Source organism: Streptomyces sp. NPDC046900, assembly GCF_040644975.1.
In the GTDB taxonomy this organism is placed as follows: Bacteria; Actinomycetota; Actinomycetes; order Streptomycetales; family Streptomycetaceae; genus Streptomyces.
Genome location: NZ_JBEYXD010000041.1, coordinates 1 through 17837, shown reverse-complemented (window position 1 = coordinate 17837; position 17837 = coordinate 1). Strand labels below are relative to the sequence as shown.

Annotated in this window: 13 protein-coding genes and 1 pseudogene; 5 read left to right on the top strand and 9 right to left on the bottom strand. The window is 70.0% G+C overall.

Annotated elements, in window-relative coordinates; all coding sequences use genetic code 11:
• Positions 1 to 15 precede the first annotated feature (15 nt).
• The gene (locus ABZ904_RS30855; protein WP_361826908.1) at positions 16 to 519 is read left to right on the top strand and encodes an ATP-binding protein; all 504 of its coding nucleotides are present in this window, start codon (positions 16 to 18) and stop codon (positions 517 to 519) included.
• On the opposite strand, the gene ABZ904_RS30850 is transcribed toward ABZ904_RS30855, so the two are convergent.
• The 6 genes from ABZ904_RS30850 to ABZ904_RS30825 all read right to left on the bottom strand — a co-directional run bounded on the left by ABZ904_RS30850 (position 516) and on the right by ABZ904_RS30825 (position 9093).
• Positions 516 to 2177, bottom strand: a complete 1662-nt coding sequence (locus ABZ904_RS30850; protein WP_361826905.1) for a bifunctional 3-(3-hydroxy-phenyl)propionate/3-hydroxycinnamic acid hydroxylase — start codon at positions 2175 to 2177, stop codon at positions 516 to 518. The genes ABZ904_RS30855 and ABZ904_RS30850 overlap by 4 nt on opposite strands.
• Positions 2174 to 3322 (bottom strand): VOC family protein, encoded by a 1149-nt coding sequence (locus tag ABZ904_RS30845; protein ID WP_361826902.1) that lies wholly within the window; start codon positions 3320 to 3322, stop codon positions 2174 to 2176. Before ABZ904_RS30845 ends, ABZ904_RS30850 begins: the two co-directional genes overlap by 4 nt.
• A gap of 139 nt (positions 3323 to 3461) precedes the next feature.
• A complete protein-coding gene (locus ABZ904_RS30840; protein WP_361004644.1) occupies positions 3462 to 5228 on the bottom strand; it encodes an FAD-dependent monooxygenase in 1767 nt (588 codons plus the stop codon).
• 479 nt (positions 5229 to 5707) lie between these two features.
• Entirely contained in the window at positions 5708 to 6058 is a 351-nt protein-coding gene (locus ABZ904_RS30835; RefSeq protein WP_361004647.1) for a DoxX family protein, read from the bottom strand.
• Between the two features lie 65 nt (positions 6059 to 6123).
• On the bottom strand, positions 6124 to 8046 hold the full coding sequence (locus ABZ904_RS30830) for an acyl-CoA synthetase (RefSeq protein WP_361004650.1): 1923 nt from the start codon (positions 8044 to 8046) through the stop codon (positions 6124 to 6126).
• Between the two features lie 93 nt (positions 8047 to 8139).
• Positions 8140 to 9093: a fumarylacetoacetate hydrolase family protein gene (locus ABZ904_RS30825; protein ID WP_361004652.1), complete on the bottom strand. Its 954-nt coding sequence runs from the start codon at positions 9091 to 9093 to the stop codon at positions 8140 to 8142.
• A gap of 156 nt (positions 9094 to 9249) precedes the next feature.
• Between ABZ904_RS30825 and ABZ904_RS30820 the strand changes: the two genes are divergently transcribed.
• The 3 genes and pseudogenes from ABZ904_RS30820 to ABZ904_RS30810 all read left to right on the top strand — a co-directional run.
• Positions 9250 to 9900, top strand: a complete 651-nt coding sequence (locus ABZ904_RS30820; RefSeq protein ID WP_361004655.1) for a TetR/AcrR family transcriptional regulator — start codon at positions 9250 to 9252, stop codon at positions 9898 to 9900.
• Between the two features lie 218 nt (positions 9901 to 10118).
• The gene (locus tag ABZ904_RS30815; protein WP_361004658.1) at positions 10119 to 11195 is read left to right on the top strand and encodes an amidohydrolase family protein; all 1077 of its coding nucleotides are present in this window, start codon (positions 10119 to 10121) and stop codon (positions 11193 to 11195) included.
• Between the two features lie 207 nt (positions 11196 to 11402).
• Positions 11403 to 11711 (top strand): annotated as a pseudogene (locus ABZ904_RS30810) (alpha/beta fold hydrolase); the annotation flags it as partial.
• Positions 11712 to 11812: 101 nt separating this feature from the next.
• On the opposite strand, the gene ABZ904_RS30805 reads toward ABZ904_RS30810, so the two are convergent.
• On the bottom strand, positions 11813 to 13867 hold the full coding sequence (locus ABZ904_RS30805; RefSeq protein ID WP_361826896.1) for a SpoIIE family protein phosphatase: 2055 nt from the start codon (positions 13865 to 13867) through the stop codon (positions 11813 to 11815).
• 505 nt (positions 13868 to 14372) lie between these two features.
• On the bottom strand, positions 14373 to 15605 hold the full coding sequence (locus ABZ904_RS30800) for a PP2C family protein-serine/threonine phosphatase (RefSeq protein ID WP_361826982.1): 1233 nt from the start codon (positions 15603 to 15605) through the stop codon (positions 14373 to 14375).
• A 269-nt stretch (positions 15606 to 15874) separates the two neighbouring features.
• Here ABZ904_RS30800 and ABZ904_RS30795 point away from each other — a divergent pair, with 269 nt between their 5' ends.
• Complete coding sequence (locus tag ABZ904_RS30795; RefSeq protein WP_361004663.1) at positions 15875 to 16561, top strand: GAF and ANTAR domain-containing protein; 687 nt, start codon at positions 15875 to 15877, stop codon at positions 16559 to 16561.
• Between the two features lie 71 nt (positions 16562 to 16632).
• On the opposite strand, the gene ABZ904_RS30790 is transcribed toward ABZ904_RS30795, so the two are convergent.
• Complete coding sequence (locus tag ABZ904_RS30790; protein WP_361004666.1) at positions 16633 to 17193, bottom strand: hemerythrin domain-containing protein; 561 nt, start codon at positions 17191 to 17193, stop codon at positions 16633 to 16635.
• Positions 17194 to 17837 lie beyond the last annotated feature (644 nt).

Here is a 17837-nt window from a genome sequence, read left to right as displayed (position 1 = left end):
CGTCCCGGTTCCTCCGTGCAGGCAATCTGCGACGCGGCGATCTACTCCGAACTGGCTGGACGACCGGACGAGGACGTGGTGTTGCTGATCGCCCTGTCCCGTGTCCTGGGCGAGGGGCAGGTGGCGTCCTGGACGTTCCCCCGTGATCCGGCGATCGTGGCCACGGCCCGTACCCTGGCCGAGCGGCAGTCGGCCAGTTGGAGTCTGTCCGAGCTGGCGCTCACCACCGAGCTGGTGGTCAGCGAGCTGGTCACCAACGCCATCCGCTACGCGGGCGGCACCGTCCAACTGCGCCTCATCCGCGACCGGGCCCTGATCTGCGAGGTGACCGACCGAAACCCCGCCGCCCCGCACCTGCGCCACCCGCGCACCACGGACGAGGGCGGACGCGGGCTGCTGCTCGTCGCCCAGCTGACCGACCGCTGGGGCACCCGCCACACCGGGGACGGCAAGGCCATCTGGGCCGAGCAGCCACTATCCGACGGGCCGAGCACGCCCACGCCGCACCCGGACGGCTAATTAGCGGTGATGACGCCCCCTGCTGCCCGGCCGCGGCTGCACAGCATGGGAGCCCAGGCCGTTACGGCCGCCGCGAGGTCGTCTCCGCACGTCCTGCTGAGGCGGGGCCGGGCCGCGGTGGCGAGGACGACCCGGTCGGGACGGAGCAGGACAGCGCCTGCGGTGCCCATCCAGTGGACCAGCGCGGTGGTGCCCGGATCGGCACCAAGGTCGGCGCCGCCTGTGCCGGGCTCCGGTCGCCGGGGGTCGTGCAGGTGGATGACGCGGACGTCCAGCGCCCGCACCAGCGCGTGCAGGGCTGGGCTGAGCGGTGCGGCGGTCAGGAGCGCGAAGTCTTCGCCGAGCAGGTCGTCCAGCGGGCGTTGGCTGCCGTCGCTGCCGGGGATCAGGGGCTGGGGACACAGGGTCCCGGGACGCGGGTGGCCGAGGCGGCGGCGGGAGCTGACCAGGGGGCCCGGCCTCAGCGGCGGGCTGACGGCGGACAGCACGAGACCGGAGGCACCTGGCAGGCGGGCGATGGCGGGCAGGACGGCATTGCGGGCCAGTGCGGTGCCCGTTCCACCCCCGGTCATGAGGACGCCGATATTTACGGCGGTGCGGATCAGCTGCCGCGCGTGGCGGCGGCGTTCGACCTGGTAGGTGTTCAGCAGAACCTCGTTCGCCCGTCCGGTGAGGACACGGGCGAGCTTCCAGGCGAGGTTGTGGGCGTCACGCAGACCCGAGCCCATGCCCTGGCCGATGAAGGGCGGCGTGAGGTGGGCGGCGTCACCGAGCAGGAAGATGCGGCCCTTGCGCCAGCGGTCGGCGACCTGGGCACGGAAGGTGTAGGAGGCGGTGCGCAGGACGTGCAGTTCGTCCTCGGAGATGCCCGGCGTCCAGGGGGCGATCAGCTCGAGCAGACGCTTGCGGTCGGTGAGCTCCTGCGGCTGCTCGCCCGCGCGCAGGCGGAACTCCCAGCGGTAGCGGTCCTCGCCCACCCGCATGTAGGTGGCCGCCCGCTGCGGGTCGCATATCTGGTGGACGCCGTCCCAGGCAGGCAGCGGCCGGCGGCAGCGGATGTCGACGACCAGCCACTGATGGGCGGTGGCGAGGTCCTGCATCCGGGAGCCGATGGAGGCGCGGACCAGGCTGTTGGCGCCGTCGCATCCCAGGACCGCGTCGGCCAGGAGCGTGTGGGAGACACCGGTGTCCTCGTCCCGGAAGGACACCTTCACCGGAGCGCCGCTGTGCGGGGGCGCAGTCACGGCGGTGACCTCGATGCCTCCGCGCAGCGTCACCCGCGGGTGGTTTGTGAGGTTGTCCCGGAGCAGCTGCTCGAGTTCGGGCTGGTCGAACATGTTGGCCTGGGGAAAGCCGTGCCGGCCGCACGGGTTGTCGCGCAGGAACTCGGCCAGCACCCGATGGGAGCCGTCCAGCAGCCGCATACCGCGGGCGGGGCGGGTGATCTCACTGAACGTCTCATGGATGCCCACGGCTTGGAGGATGCGGTGCACCTCGTCGTCCAGGTGGACGGCGCGCGGCAGCGGATACGGGGCGCGGTGGCGCTCCAAGACCAGGGTGGGCACGCCGTGGCGGGCGAGGAGGGTGGCGGCGGTCAGCCCGGTGGGCCCGGCACCGATCACCGCGACGGGCACGTGCTCGGGGGCGGTGGCGGTCACGAGTTCAGCGCCTTCATCAGCCCCAGCAGACGGGTGCGGTCGATTTCGTTGTCCTCGCGCAGCGCGGAGATCGCCTGGAAGAGCATGCCGGGCGAGGGGGAGGTGCCGAGGAAGTCCCGGCTGGCAGGCGGGCCCCACTGGGCCAGACCGGAGGCGGACATGGCGGCCCAGCCAGGTTCCAGCGTGTTGTCGAAGAGGTCGCCGTCGGTGAAGTGCTCCAGCATGAAGCGGTCCGGGTCGCGCCAGTAGTCGAAGATCTGGCTGCCCTGGATGTGCCGGCCGATGCCCCAGGAGTGGCGGTAGCCGCGCTCGCGCAGGTACTCACCGCCGGCCGCCAGCGCGTCAAGGTCAGCGACCTGGTAGGCCGAGTGGACGTAGCCGTTGTCCGGGCCCAGGTGCATGGCCAGGGTGTGGTGGTCGGCCGGTTCGCTGCCGCGGTCGCAGCGGATGAAGGCCATGGTGGGGCCGCGGTCGCGCTGCCCGTCCAGGTAGAGGAAGTCGCTGACGATCAGGCCCAGGTGCTGCAGGTACCAGTCCAAGGCGCGGTGAAAGACGCGAGTGGAAAGCACGAGGTGGCCCAGGCGCTCCGCTTGAGCGGGCTTGCGGGGCGGACGCTGGGTGGCGTTGACCCGGGCGGCGGCGGTGGCGCCGGTGTTGAAGACCAGGGGCTGCTGCACAGGGCGTGCGGGTTGCTCGGCGACGCCGTGTACGACGCGGACCGGGATGCCGGAGGGGTCGAGCAGGTCCACGACGCGGCCGCCGCCGTGCTCGGTGAGGGGTCGGACCTCGTGTCCGGTGGCGCGGGCCAGGCGGTCGAGGTCGGCGGCGTCGGCGGCCTGGAAGACGGGTCCGACGAACCGGGAGGCAGGGCCGCGGCGGATCACCAGGCAGTGGGTGCCGGCCAGGGCACCGCGCAGGTAGAGGGTGTCGTCGGTACGGGCGGCGGTGGTGAAGCCGAAGTCGTGGGCGAAGGTCTCGGCGCGGTCCAGGTCGGGCTTGGTGAACTCGAGCCATGCCAGGTCGACCACCTTGATGACGGGTTGGGCCGCGCGGCCGGGGTGTTCCCCGCGCAGAGCGCCCTGTTCGCTGTGCAGGCCCTGGTGGGCGTCGGCCGTGGAGACGGGGGTGGGTTCGGGGTCGTTCATGGCGGATTCCCTTCCGGCGGCTCCCGCGACCGGTTGCAGTGGTGGCGGGTGCGGGCTGGGTGGCGGTGGGGATGCCCGGCTCGTCTGGTGCGACAGCGGTCGGCGGGCCGGGCGGGGGCGGCGGGTGAGTGAGGGGCCCCTACCGTGCGAACACGGTGTTCAGCGCGGTGGTGAGTTCGGCGAGCGGGTCGGTGGCCTCGTCCTGGGCGCGCCAGCCGATGAAGCGGTCAGGGCGCACCAGGACGGCGCCTCGCGGGGTGTGCCCGCGTGCGGCGGTCCAGGTAGAGCGCAGGTCGCGGTAGTCGCCGTCGAGGTGGCCGACACGGATCGCGTCCAGCGGCAGCCCGCTCTGTGCGGCGACCTTCTCGGCGGCCTCGCACCAGGCCTGGCCGTCCTCCCCGGCGATCAGCAGGAAGCGGCCGGGGCGGACCAGGCGGGCCAGGGCCAGGCGATTGCCGTCGAGATCTTCCAGCCAGGCGTGGGGCAGCGGGTGTCCGGGGCGGGCGGCGGGCTTGTAGAGGCGGATGGGGTCGGGGTTCTCGGGGGCGGGAGTGCCGTCGGGGACGATCGCCGCGGAGTCGTAGGTGTAGCCGAACTCGATGCCCAGTTCGTTGAACTCCATGGACTGGGCGGCCACGGTGGCCAGGAAGGTGCGGCGGAAGTCGGTGTCGGCGGGGTCCTCGCTCCACAGGCGGCGGGCCTGCCGCCAGTTCTCCTTCTCGTCGGCCTGCGGCCCGCCGCCGAAGAGGGTGTTGATCGCAATGTGGTTCATGGCGTTCTCCAGCGAGCGCTGGACGTTGGCGGCGTCCGACGGGCGCCGCTCGGCCTCGTAGGTGTCCAGCAGGGTGTCGCCGGCCTGGCCGTTCAGGACGGCGGCGACCTTCCAGGTGAGGTTTTGGACGTCGTGTATGGCCGAGGTCAGCCCGAGGCCGCCGGTGGGCGGGTGTCGGTGGGCGGCGTCGCCAGCGATCAGGACGCGGCCGGAGCGGTAGCGGTCGGCGACCACGCCCTCCAGGGACCAGCGGGAGATCATGTGGACCGTTATCTGCTGCTCGGTCAGCCCCAGCGCGCTGCGCAGGTCGGCCAGCACGGACTCGTCGTCCAGCGCGCGGTCGTCTTCGGGCCCGTAGTTGAGGTGGAAGACCCACTCCTCGGACGCGGGTCCCCAGTGGTCGGGGCCCATGGGCACGAGAACGCCGGGGATGCCCAGCTTGGGCAACCACAGCCAACGGATCAGCACATCGGGGTCGGCCGCCACCTGGGAGAGGTCGGCGGAGAGGTGGAAGGAGACCACGCGGGCGAGGTTGCGCACGCCCTCCTGCACGATGCCTACAGCGGGACCGACGGTGCGGCCGCCGTCGCAGCCCAACAGGTAACGGGCCCGCACCCGGTAGCTCTCGCCGGTGTCGCGGTCGGTGACGGTAGCGGTGACGCCCTCGTTGTCCTGGGCGAGTTCGGTCAGCTCGTGGTGGAATCGAACCCGGCCAGGCGCGAGTTCCTCGGCACGGGCGCGCAGGACCGGCTCCAGACGGATCTGGGGCAGGTTGGCCTGCCGCTCGGGGCTGGCCGCGAGCCACTCCGGGGAGTGGCCGCCTGCACCCCAGGCCTCCATCTTGGCGACCTGGCGGCCCCAGTCCTCGCCCTCGCCGGCCAGGCCGACGTACCAGGCGGTGTGGGACATCTGCTCGGCCGGGGCGGAGGCGGCGTAGATGGTGTCGGCCACGTCGACGTCGCGCATGACCTCCATGGCACGTTGGTTCAGGACGTGGGCCTTGGGCAGGACCGAGGTGCTGGGCCAGGCGGTGACCAGCAGGGATTCGATGCCGATGCGGCTGAGGAGCATGGAGGCGGTGAGTCCCGCACCTCCTCCGCCGACGATGAGGACGGGGACGTCGATGTCGTTCATGGCTACTCCGTGGGGTGTCGCGGCTCACGGCCAGTGGGTGGGGACGGCTCAGGAGAGGCAGGGGAACAGCGCGAGGGCGTTTGCCCGGTCGATGGCGCGGTGGCCGACAGTGTCGAGGCCGGGTGGCGGTCGTACTTGCTGGTGAAGTGAGCGACGGCGAGTCCAGTGCGAAGGGCCGGTCGGTTCCGAAGAGCGCCCGGTCGGGGTGGGTGAAGGCCGGCAGGCGGGGCAGCGCGGAGGCTTTGCCAGACGCAGCGGTGTCCAATCAGAAGCCGCGCAGGTCCTCGAGGATGCCTCGAAGCCTCGGCCGACTGGTCTCGGCGTTCAAGGCGGCGATGATGCGGTCGGCGGCGTACTGAGGCGAGAGGCGGCAGATGCTGGCGGACGTCGATGCGGCTCATGGTGATGCTCCTTGGGTCCCAGGCTGCGGCTGGGCGGTCACAACGACACGTCGGCGTCGGCCACGGGTGTGCGGTCGGCTAGCCGCCGACCAGAAGGACGAGATGGGCTGCGGCCAGGGCGCCCATGACGGCGGCCGGCAGGCAGCGGGCGGCCGGGTCGCCGCTGCGCAGGTGTACGACGACGGCTCCGGCCATGAGCAGGATCAGGCCTGCTGAGGCGGCGGCGCCGAGCGCGGTGATCCGCAGGCCGGCCAGCAGCCCGGCCGCTGCCGCCGCCTCCAGAGCGCCCAGCAGGCGGTAGTGGCTGGTGGTCATGCCGACGTGGGCTGCGGCCTGGCGCATCGCGGGCACTGCCGCGAGCTTGGCCGACCCCAGCAGGAGGAAGATCCCGGCCAGGACGACGGCCAGGGCGATGGTGGTGGTCCTCATGGAGGTCCTCTCTGTGCGGAAGGGATGGCTCGCTGCCATCCGGAAGCGGGTCGCTGGGGCCCAGGTCAGGTGACGTGCTGGGTGGCGTACTGCCAGTGCAGGACGTACCGGTCAAGGGCTGCGGTGACCCTGCGCCGTACCGCCTCGTCGACGGGGGCGGGCAGCACGACGCGGACACCGCCGTCGTGCGGCCGGCACACGATCCGTTCCGGGTCGCAGTCCGCGCCGTGGGCGGCCAGTTCGGCGTGGACCGCGCGGCGGGTGGCGTCCAGGCGCAGCCCGAGCTTGTAGGGCTTGCCGACGGCGGTGAGCGGGATGGCGTCGATCACGAGCACTTCTCGCGGGGCGGCGGCGCGCTCGGGGACCCGTTCGGTGGCCCAGGTGAGCAGCTCGGCGGGGTCCACGCGGGCGCCGGGGGTGAGGGTGACGTAGGCGACGGGCACCTCGCCGGCGTGCGGGTCGGGACGGCCGACCGCCGCGGCGGCGGTGACCTCGGGGTGGGCGAGGAGGGCGTCCTCGATTCCGGCGGGGTCGATGTTGTGGCCCCCACGGATGATCAGGTCCTTGGCGCGGCCGGCGAGACAGATGAAGCCGTCGGCGTCGATGCGGGCCAGGTCGCCGGTCTCCAGCCAGCCGTCGCAGATCTTCCCAGCGGTCTGCAGGCACGGCCCGTGGGCGGTGTGCTCGGTGACGTAGCCGACGAAGACCACGGGGCCGCTGACGGCGAGCACCCCGGTGGTGCCTGGCGGCAGGTCGTGCCACTGGCCGGTGTCCGGGTCGATTCGCACGGTCTTGACCTGCTGGTAGGGCAGGCGCCGACCGACGGTCCCGGGTCGGGTGTGACCGGGCAGGCCCAGGGCGGAGGCGCAGGTCGCCTCGGTCAGCCCGTAGCCCTCGCACAGCGGGATGCCGGTGTGTTCCTCGAAGGACTCCCGTACGGCGGGCGGTAGCGGGGAGGCGCCGACGGCGGCGAACCGCATGCTGGAGATGTCCGCGTCGACGGGGACGCGTGCGAGGACGGAGTACACGGTGGGTACGCCGGACATGGCGGCGATGCGGTAGTGCTCCACCAGCTTCCAGAACACCCCGTACAGCTTGGGATCGCGGTAGCCCAACGGCCCGGCCCACACCACCCGCTGGCCGCGCAGCAGCGGGCCGAGCAGGGTGACGATCAGGGCGTTGACGTGGAACAACGGCAGCGCCGCGAACATCACCGAGTCCGTGTCCAGCGGGATGCTCGCAGCCACCATCCAAGCATCGACGACCTCGTTGGCGTGCGTGTGCGCGGCGAGCTTGGGCGTCCCGGTGGTGCCACCCGTGTGGAAGTAGGCCGCCAGATCGTCGGCGGCCGGGGGCTTGATGTCCACCAGCTTCTCGGCCGGGTGCGCCGCGGCCAGCTCCGTGAGGTAGCCCACGCGTACGCCCTCGACCGGTTCCAGGGCCGGGGCGGGGCCGTCGGCCGCGGTGGGGGCCAGGGCCAGCAGGGCGTCCAGGCGCAGAGCGGAGGCGACCTGCCGTGCTGTGGCCCACACTTGCGCATCCAGCTGCGGACCGGCGGCGATGAGCACTCTTGCCCCGCCGCGTCGCAGCAACTGCTCGACGTGTTCGGGCGCCAGGCCCGGGTTGACCGGGGCGGCGATACCGGCGGCTTGCGCGGCCAGAAGCGCGGGGGGCAGTTCTGCGGTGTTCGGCGAGAGCAGGGCCACGGCGTCGCGGCGGGTGACGCCGAGAGAGCGCAGCAGGTTGGCGGTGCGATGCACCTGGTCGCGCAGCTGCGCGAAGGTCGCGGTGGCGGGGCGCAGGAAGTGTGCGGCACCGGGCAGGACTGTCAGGGCCGGGCGGTCGGGCCACAGGCGGGCGGCGCGGAGCAGGGTGTCGTAGGTGGTGGCGGGCAGGCTGCGCTCGTGCAGCGGGACGGCCTCGATGGCAGGCAGGTCCGCGGGACTGTCGTAGGTGGGCCACAGCAGGTCGGTGGGTGTGAGTGTCACCGGTGCGCCTTTGCAGGGTGAGGGATGGGGTGAGCGGCCGGCCCGGTACGGGGAACCGGGCCGGCCGGTCCTGGGCGGGGATCCCGGGAGTCGTCAGCGGGCGCGCACCACCGTGCGCTGCTCGCCGAGATCGAGGACGCCGTCGTCGGTCGCGATGCGGGCCGTGACGACGTCGCCGTCCTTGAGGTAGTCGGGGTTCTTCTGCTGGCGGGCGAAGAACTTCTGCCAGCGCTTGTGCGGGGGCAGCAGGGCGGCAAGCGTGGCCAGGAGCTTGCCCGGGGACTTGAGGGCGGTGCCGCCGGGAGTTCCGGTGAGCAGGACGTCACCGGGCTTCAGGGTCTGGAAGCGGGCCAGCAGGCTGAGTGCGCGCGCGGGCCGGACGATCATGTCGGTGGTGGTGTGGTCCTGTCGGGTGATCCCATTGACCTTCAACGTGAGCCGCAGGTCTGGCAGTCGGGCCAGGTCGTCGGCGTCGACCAGAAGCAGGCGGGGGCCGAGCGGGGTGAAGGTGGGGTACGACTTGGACTCGTAGAACTGGGTCTTGGGCAGCTGTACGTCGCGGGCGCTGACGTCGTCGGCGACGACCAGCGCGGCGACATACTCCGGCAGGGCGGAGTCGGTGACCTCGGTGCCGACCGGCAGGTCCGCGCCCATCACGAGGCCGAGTTCGACCTCGTAGTCCAGGAACCGCACGTGCTGTGGACACACGATGTCCTGGTAGGGACCGTTGACGGACCCGGAAGCCTTGCGGAAGAAGGCGGGCGGGACGGTGTCCGGGTCGAATCCGGAGTCCACTGCGTGAGAGCGGTAGTTGACCATCTGCGCCACTACTCGGCAGGGGGTGGTGACGGGCGACAGCAGCTCCCCTTCTCCAGCGGAAACCCCAGCGTCTGGGTCGGCCGCGGCGCGGGCGGCCGCCTCCCACACGGCGGAGCGGTCGGCGAGCAGGCCGGCAGTGGTGTCTGCATCGGTGACGACGCGGTGCAGCCATCCTGTGCCGCTCTCCACCCACCAGCCGTCTGAGGTGCGGACGACCTGGATACTCATCGGCTCTCCCGAGTCCTGGACAGCGTCGACCGAACTGCTTCCGCGAGCAACCTTCGGTCACTAGTGATGAAAGAATCAGTCCAGATGGAGAACTCGTCAAGAGGTGTTTCAATCACTGATGAATAAATCATCATGACCAATGGGTAGGGTGTGGGGATGACTATCGACGGACAGGGCAGGGCCAACGGCCAGGTGCCCAACCGCCTGGATCGGCGCAAGGCACGCACCCGGGCCACGCTGGTCGCCGCCGCGCAGAGGCTTCTCGCCGAGCAGGGGCGGGCCGACGTGAGCATCCAGGAGATCACCGAGGCGGCGGATGTCGGCTTTGGCTCCTTCTACAACCACTTCACCAGCAAGGACGAGCTGTTCGACGCCGCCGTCGCTCTCACCTTGGAAGAACACGGCGCCCTTCTGGACTCCGTCGTAGGAGATCTGAAGGACCCGGCGGAGGTATTCGCCGCGAGCGTCCGCCTGACCGGCCGACTGCAGCGCACCCACCCGCAGATGGCCAGGATCTTCGTGCGTACGGGCATGCCCTACCTGACTTCCGAGGGCGGCCTGGCCCCGCAGGCGATGCGGGACCTGCAGGCTGCCGCCGACAGCGGGCGGCTGGACATCGACGACCCCCATACCGCCGTCGCCATGACCGGCGGCGCCCTGCTCGGAGTGCTGCACCTCCTGGAGACCCGCCCTGACCTCGATGCCGAGCGCGTCACCGATCAACTGGCCGCCCGCCTACTGCGCATGTTCGGCCTGACGCGCACCGAAGCACAGGAGATCGCCTCCCGGCCCCTGCCCACGACCTGAACTGGAAGTCCCCGTCAAACGTCTCCTCCAGGGCCTTCCAGCCGATCAGATAGTCAATCTTGCAGCGGTAGATGCCCAGTGCGGCGACCGCCAGCTCAATGCGGCACTCCACACCGTGGCGATCACGCAGATCCGCATGCCGGAGGGGAAGGTGGCATCCTTGGCCGTTTCGAAAGATTCTCAACAACCCGCATGGGAGCCGAGATGAAGGCCGTTTCATGAACGCAGTGCCACACCGGATCGATGTCCACCAGCACATCCTCCCGCCCTTCTACCGAGACGCCCTCGCCGCGGCAGGCATCGCCGACGCGGGCGGCCGCGCCCTGCCCAAGTGGACACCTGACGCCGCCCTGGAGCTGATGGACCTCCTCGGTACGGCAACGGCCGTCGTCTCCGTCTCCACCCCCGGCACCGGGTTCCTCGACAAGCCGTCCGAGGCCGCCGGCCTCGCCCGGCGGCTCAACGACTACGCAGCCGCTCTCGCTGTCGACCACCCTGGCCGCTTCGGGCACTTCGCCACCCTGCCGATGCCCGATACCGCCGCCGCGACGGCCGAGGCCGCCCGCGCCCTGGACGAACTCGCTGCGGACGGCGTCGTGCTGCTGGCCAACAACCACGGCAGCTACCTCGGCAGCGCCGGGCAGGACGACCTGTGGCCGTGCCTCGACGAGCGCGGCACCGTGGTCTTCGTCCACCCCGCCGAACTACCCGCACCGCCCGTCGACGGCACCCCCCGTCCGCCGCCGACTTTCTGCTCGACACCACCCGCGCCGCCTACCTGCTCGTCCGCAACGGCATCGTGCGCCGCTACCCCGGAATCCGGTTCATCCTCAGCCACGTCGGCGGCTTCGTCCCCTACGCCTCCCACCGCATGGCCGCCGCCATCGCCGGCGAGACCGGCCGCAGCATCCTGGACGTCCTGGACGACTTCCGCCTTCTACTTCGACACCGCCCTGTCCTCCAGCCCCGCAGCCCTGCCCACCCTCCTCGCCTTCGCCCGCCCCGGGCACGTCCTCTTCGGCAGCGACTGGCCCTTCGCTCCCACCGCCGCCGCCCAGTACTTCGCGAACGGCCTCGACACCACCACCCTCAACCCCTCCGCCCTCACCGCCATCAACCGGACCACCGCCACGGCTCTCTTCCCGCGCCTGGCAACGACACCAGCCCCCAGGCCCCAACCGGCCGCCGTGCGCCTCTGCCACACCGTCCACCGGACCGCCGCCCGCATGGTCTTCAAACTCGTCCAGCCGGGCACGAACGAAGGCCGACGGCAAGACCTTGGAAGCAGCAAGTAGCGAGCCGTCCATCACCGACACACCCCGGTTTCCAGCCCAGTGGTCGGACCCCGGGCAGTACCACTCGGGGCGCCACAACCCAGACCACCAGCGCGCCAGGAGCATCACGACCGCGGCACGGACCGGCCGCCGCTCGTCCTGCTCATACCCGGCACCGGATCCGTCAAGGAAGAGTTCCCGTAGTGGGAAGAGGACTTCCTCAGCCGCAGGATGGCCACCCTCTCCATGGATGGCCCAGGTCAGGGTGAGGTCGGCTTCGAGCTGGGCATCCGGCACGACTACGAGCAAGCTGTGTCCGCGCTGCTCGACGCCTTGGACGACCGCGACGCCCTCGACCTCCCGCGGATCGCGGCCGCCGGCGTGAGCCTCGGCGGCTATCACGCCCTCCGCTCTGCCGCTTTCGACCCGCGCGTCACGACGGTGCTGGCCAACTGCGGCCCGTGGAGCCTGGAGGAGGAGCGGGAGCGGGTGCCGCCCCTATACCGCGCGAAATACGCCTGGAGGGCGGCCTGGTAGGCGATGGCGAGCTTGTCCGTTCGCATGGCCAAACCGCGCCACTGGTCGGGTAGTCGGGTCGCGTTGCCGTGACCCGGCCCCCTCACGCGCTGATCGCGTGGTCAGAGAGTCTGCTCGGACCAGACGGTCTTGCCGTCGGCGGAGTAGCGGACGCCCCAGTGTTGTGCGAGTTGGGCGATGATGAACAGGCCGCGCCCGCCTTCGTCGATGGTCTTCGCGTGGCGCAACCGTGGTGCGGTGGGATTGCTGTCGTGGACCTCGCAGGTGAGGGTGCGGTCCTTGATGAGCTGCAACCGCAGGGGCGGGGTGCCGTAGCGGACGGCGTTGGTGACCAGTTCGCTGACGATCATTTCGGTGGTGTAGGCGGTTTCCTCGTCCACTTCCCACAGGGTGAGCTGGTGTTGGGCGTGGGTGCGCGCCGTGGCGACGGCTTTGGGGTGGTGGTCGAGATGCCACGCGGCGACCTGGTCGGCGGGGAACGGGTGGGTGCGGGCGAGGAGGAGGACGACGTCGCCGTGGCGGGTGTCGTTCCGCAGCCGGTAGAGCACGTCGTCGCATAGATCCTGCAGTGGCCGGTCGGGGTGGGCCAGTACCTGTCGGAGGGTGTCCGGGGATCGGGAGGTGTGCAGGAGGGGTGCGGTGTAGAGGGCGAGGATGCTGCCGTCGGCGACGGAGATCGTGGTGGCGGCGAAGGGGGGTCCCTCGGCGGTGCCCAGGGGGGGTCCGCTGGGCAGGTCGAGGATCTCGGTTTTCCCGTCGGGATGGGCGATGACGGGTGGGGGGTGGCCGGCCAGGGCGATGGTGCAGGTCTGGGCGAGCGGGTCGTAGACCGCGTACACGCAGCTTCCCGTGGCCGGCATGGGGTCGCCGGGCGGCAGAGCTGCGTATTCCTGGGCCAGGCTTATGGCGGTGTCGTTGAGGCGTGCGAGGAGCTCGTCGGGCTCCAGGTCGAGTGCGGCAAGGGAGTGGGTGGCGGTCCGCATCTGTCCCAGGGTGGTGGCCGCGTCGATGCCTTGGCCTGCGACGTCGCCGACCACCAGTGCGGTGCGGGCGCCGGACAGGGTGAAGGTGTCGAACCCGCCGCCCCCGCCCGCCTCGGAGGGCACGTGCATGTGCGCCGTTTCCACCGTGGTCCCCGTCGCAGGGCGGGGAGGCAGCGCGTGGCGCTGGATCGTCAGGGCGATGGTGTGTTCGCGGGTGTAGCGGCGGGCGTTGTCGATGCACAGCGCGGTGTGAGCGGCCACTACGAGGGCGAAGGTGACATCGTCCGTGTCGTAGGCGTCCGCATCGTCGGTGCGGTACAGGCTCAGCAGCCCCAGCACGGTTCCGCGCAGCGTCAGGGGTGCGGTGATCATGCTGTGGGCGCCGGATGAGCGGATCGCCTGGCCGCGCTGTGGGACGGTGGCCAGCCAGGGCGTGTCGGGGCCCAGGGCGACGAGGCGGGGCTTGAGGTCGGCCAGCGTCTGGGCGTAGGGCGTCGGGAAGGGCAGGGCGCGCACGTCACCCACCGGATGTGCGTGGAGCTGCTCGTCGCCACCGCTGTATGCGAAGGCGGTACGGCGCAGCGGCACCTCCCGTGCCAGAGGGCTCGGCGGAGGTTCCTCGCCTCGTATCACTGCGTCCACCACTTCCACCACGGCGACGTCGGCGAAGCCCGGCACCACTGCCTGCACCAGTTCCTCGCAGGTGGCCACCACGTCGAGGGTCTGTCCCACGTGCTCGCGCACCGAGCTGAAGACGCGCAGGCGGGCGGCCACCTTCTCGCGTTCCGTGACATCGAGCATCTCCGCCAGTACGCCCAAGATCCTCCCCTGCGGGCTTTCCAGTCGAGAGGCCGAGACGGAGAACAGGTACTCCGGCCCCGGCGCGCCCTTCGGACGCACCCCCACCAGTTGCCCCTGCGCGGGAGCGCCGCTCTCCAGCACGCCGTGCAGCATCGCCTCCACCTCACCGGGTGCGGAAAGGTCGTATATGTCGGTGAGGCGTCGGCCCGTGACCTGTTCGGAGGGCGCTTCGTGCGGAACCGGCCTGGTGAGGTTGATCCGCAGGATCCGCAGATCCGCGTCCAAGATCAGCAGGCCTGTGGGGGACTGGTGGAACAGAGTTTCCAGTACTGCAGCGTCCGCAACGGGCGAGATGGCTTCGTTGTGCGCCACGGCAATCCACCTCCACTACCAGCCTGCTCCTCGCTCCCGTGCGCTGCTTCTCGCCTCGCGAGACGGGTTGGATGTCCGGGGTCGGTCTGGGTGGCCGGCCTGCTCGGCTTGGGTCTGAGAAGCCGTTGTCTTTCAAATTCGTCTTCGGCTCGGTGCGGGCGTTGCGCCAGCGGACGTAGGCGGCGATGGCTGCGTTCTGCTCGTCGTGGCTGCGATGATCGGTGCCGTTGAGCAAGGCCGCGAACTCGGCCTCGATCCAGTTCACGGAGTGTCGGGGCGGCGGGGTGCGGGCGCGTCGGAGCCATGGCCTTGGCCCGCCGGATCTGCTCTCTGAGATCACCGAGCATCTCGGAGGAACAGCCCCGGTGCAGCACCGGGAAGAGGTTGTTCTCCTCGTCCTCGATGTGAGCGGCTACCTTTTCCATGAGCTGTTGCGGTGCCTGCAGCGAGGACTGGACCTTGAGCGAACTTGAGCACGTCTTCGGCCACGACGGATGGCCGGCGTTTACATCCCGGATGTCAGCGTAGCCACCCCTGCGGGGTGCCATTCGAAGAGCAGGACGGTGGCATCGTCTGTGAGGCGATGCTGCTGGTGGTCGAGGATGGCGTGCACGAGACGGCGCAAGACTTCGAAGGCAGGTTCTCCGGCGGCGGTAGCGCGCAGGATGAAGTTGACGAATCGCTCTTCCCCGAAAGCCTCGCCGTCTGAGGACCGGGCTTCGGTCACGCCGTCTGTGTAGCACAGGACACGGTCTCCGGGTTCCAGTTGCGTGGAGTGGATGTGCCGGGGGATGTCCGGATGGGCGGGTCCCAAGCCGAGGGGTAGTTCGGGAGGGCTGTCGAAGACGCCGGGGATGACGTCGTGGCGGCGTAGGAGGATGGGTGGGGGATGACCGCAGTTGGCCCAGTCGAGTTGTCCAGTGGTGCGCTGCAGGTGCATGAACACGCCGGTCGCGTAGCGGTCGGGAAATGCCTCGTGGACAGTGGTGTCCATCGTGCTAATGATGGAGGGGAGTTCCCCCTTGCTGCGGCGGGCGTTGCGGCAGGCCGCCAGGGCCACGGAAGAGGTCAGTCCCGCGTAGAGGTCATGGCCCATGGCGTCAATGACGGCGGCATGCAGGGCGTCGCCCATCAGGGCATGGTCGAAGGCGTCGCCTCCCAGGTTGTATGCCGGTTCCAGGATGGCGCTGGAAGTGACGTAGGGCGTGCCGATGGACTTGGGCGGCAGAAAGGCCCAGACCATCTCTGCGGCCAACGCCATGGGCTGCTGGCGCTGTAGGTTGGCGTAGCTGTCGCTGTGGGTGCCCTTGCTGATCAGGACGAAGGCGATGAGGGAAGCCAGCGCCCTGCAACGATTCAAGATGGCGGCGTCGAGGCTGGGGACCTGAACACCCAGGACACCGATCCGTTCAACGCCGTCTACCACGGGCAGCCACAGGGTCAGCGCGCGTGCGTCGCCCTCGGCGATACGCACCGAAACGGTCCGGTACGCCCAGCCCGCCAAGCTGGAATCGATCGGCAGGCGCTGAGCGGAAATGCCCTGGCTGCCGGGAAGAGCGATCAGGTATTCCTGCCGTAGGTCGGCGCAATAGGCAGTCAGGCCGGTGATTCCCAGCGCCGAGTAGTGCCGCCGCAACAGCTCAGGTAGATCCTCGGGGGCCAGCTCGTGAAAGGCCTGCACCAACTCAAGCATGATCGTGTCGGCACTGGGGCCCGTGAGGTCGCTCACAGTTACCATCCTGCTGCGCTGTGCCACCCGACTTGCTCTCGTCTCCACCGTAGAAGGCTCAGGCCGGTCCCGCCCGGTGTAGCTCTCCGGATTCCGTGGTCTCGCCATGGCTTCCGCGTCAGCGCGCTTTCAGGACGGTCCCGCCATCCGAGTGGCCCACCCACCGCTCCGGCTCGCTTGCCAGGCGGTAGAGGTCAGGTGAAGGCAGATGATGGATGCGCGTGCAGCGGGCAGGCGTGAGCAGTGGGCATGCCAGTTTTGGTGAGACGGAGGACGGAATGGACTGGCCTACGTTCGCGCAGCAGATGGCCTCCATGGCGCGAGACCTGCTCGCCCAGAAGACGGTCAACGACACTCTGGAGCGGGTAACCCACTCGGCCACCCAACTGGTAGAAGGTTGTGACGCGGCCGGCATCCTCATCCTGCAGGGCAAGCGGGTACAGACCCTGGCTCCCACGGACAGGCTCGTCCGCGACAGCGACCAACTCCAGGAGCATCTCGGCGAAGGCCCCTGCTTCGACGCCGCCCATAGCCAGGAAGGCGAACGGGTTTTCCGCATCGCTGACCTCACCGAGAATCATCAACGCTGGCCCTCTTACGCCCCCAAGGCCCATGAACTGGGCGGGGGCAGCATGATGGGGTTCCTGCTCTACACCGAGGACGAGGACCTTGGTGCGCTCAATCTCTACTCCCGCCGACCGGGAGCGTTCACCGAGGCCAGCGAGATGGCCGGCTGGTTGCTGGCCTCGCACGCCGCGGTCGCCTTCTCCAGCGCTCGGACCGATGCCCAGATGCACCAGGCCGTCGCCACCCGCCACGCCATCGGGGAGGCTATGGGCATCCTCATGGGAGGACACCACCTCACCGAAGAGCAAGCCTTCGACGTGTTGCGCCGCTACTCCCAGGAAAACAACATCAAACTCCGCGAGGTTGCCCGCCGTGTCTGCGAGCAGGGCAGCCTGTGAAGTCGTTCAGGTGACCTAGCCTTCGGTGATGTATCGGCCGCTTGCGGTCGGCGGGGGTGCGGGGTGGCCTGTCAGGATTTACCGCGGCCAGTGACGAAGTCACGGGCCCGGTCGACCAGGCCGGCGCCCGGGGCGAGGAGCTTGTTCGCGGGCGGAGTGTCGGGGGCGGCGGGGTGCGGGCGCGTCGGAGCCATGGCCTTTGCCCGCCGGATCTTCTCCCCGAGATCGCCGAGCATCTCGGAGGAACAGGCCTGGCGCAGCAGAGGGAAGAGGTTGTTCTCCTCGTCCTCGACGTGGTCGGCCACCTCCCCCATGAGCTGCTGCAGCAGCGGGCTCATGTGGGGGTCGTCGGCGTTCGTCTTCTCCAACTCCTTGAGGAGATTCTCCACACGACTGTGATCGGCGATCTCCTTGTCCGCGATCCGGTCGCCGTCCTCGACGTGCTCGCGCACCGCCGGGTACAGGTACTGCTCCTCGGCGACCGAGTGTCGCACCAGCTCGATGGTGACCTCGTCCACAACATCACGCAGCTCCTGACCCTGGCCGGTCATGGATTGGATCCGGGCGAAGATCTCTTCGACCTCCCGGTGGTCGGCCATCAATTCCTCGATCACATTTCCGCCGTGCCCCATCGCGCATCAGCCTCTCGCTCGTCCTTGTCAGGGCCGGTGCGTCCCGCCCCGCAGACACTGATCCCCACACCGGGCGAATTCTGTGGGGCCCAGTCCCTTCGTCTCACTCGAACAGATCAACCGGGCCCTCGCCTGTACCTACCACAGCTCCACCTTGGATCTGGTCCGCGCAGCCCGCGCCGAACTCGTCGGATGGGTGAACCATCCCGAAACCGCCGCCGACGTAGCCCGTGGGCGGTCCGGCCGAGTGACGGCCGTGTGCGGGGGCTGCTGCTTCGGGAACTCATCGTCGTGAAGGACTGTCGGGTGCCTCAGATGTCCAGCCACAGCAACCGAGCAGCGACGCAGTAACAAGGGAGGCGACACACCGCAGCCCAGCGCAGAATGAAAAGGGGCAGGAGACAAGCGCGGACGGACGGCGCAACGAACGGCATCGTGTCGCCGAACCAACGGTCCGAGCATCCGCGAGGCCGGACCGAGCGACCGCTGCCGCATCGAGACGTGGTAGGTCACCCCCGGGCCTAGCCTCCCCGTTTCGCTTCGAGTGGTTGAGCTGACTCTATGAGGGCCGGGCCCCCCTTCCTGCACAGCCCGGTGGATTCTGGTTCCGGGTCCCATACGTGCTCGGAAAGGAGGCCCTCAAT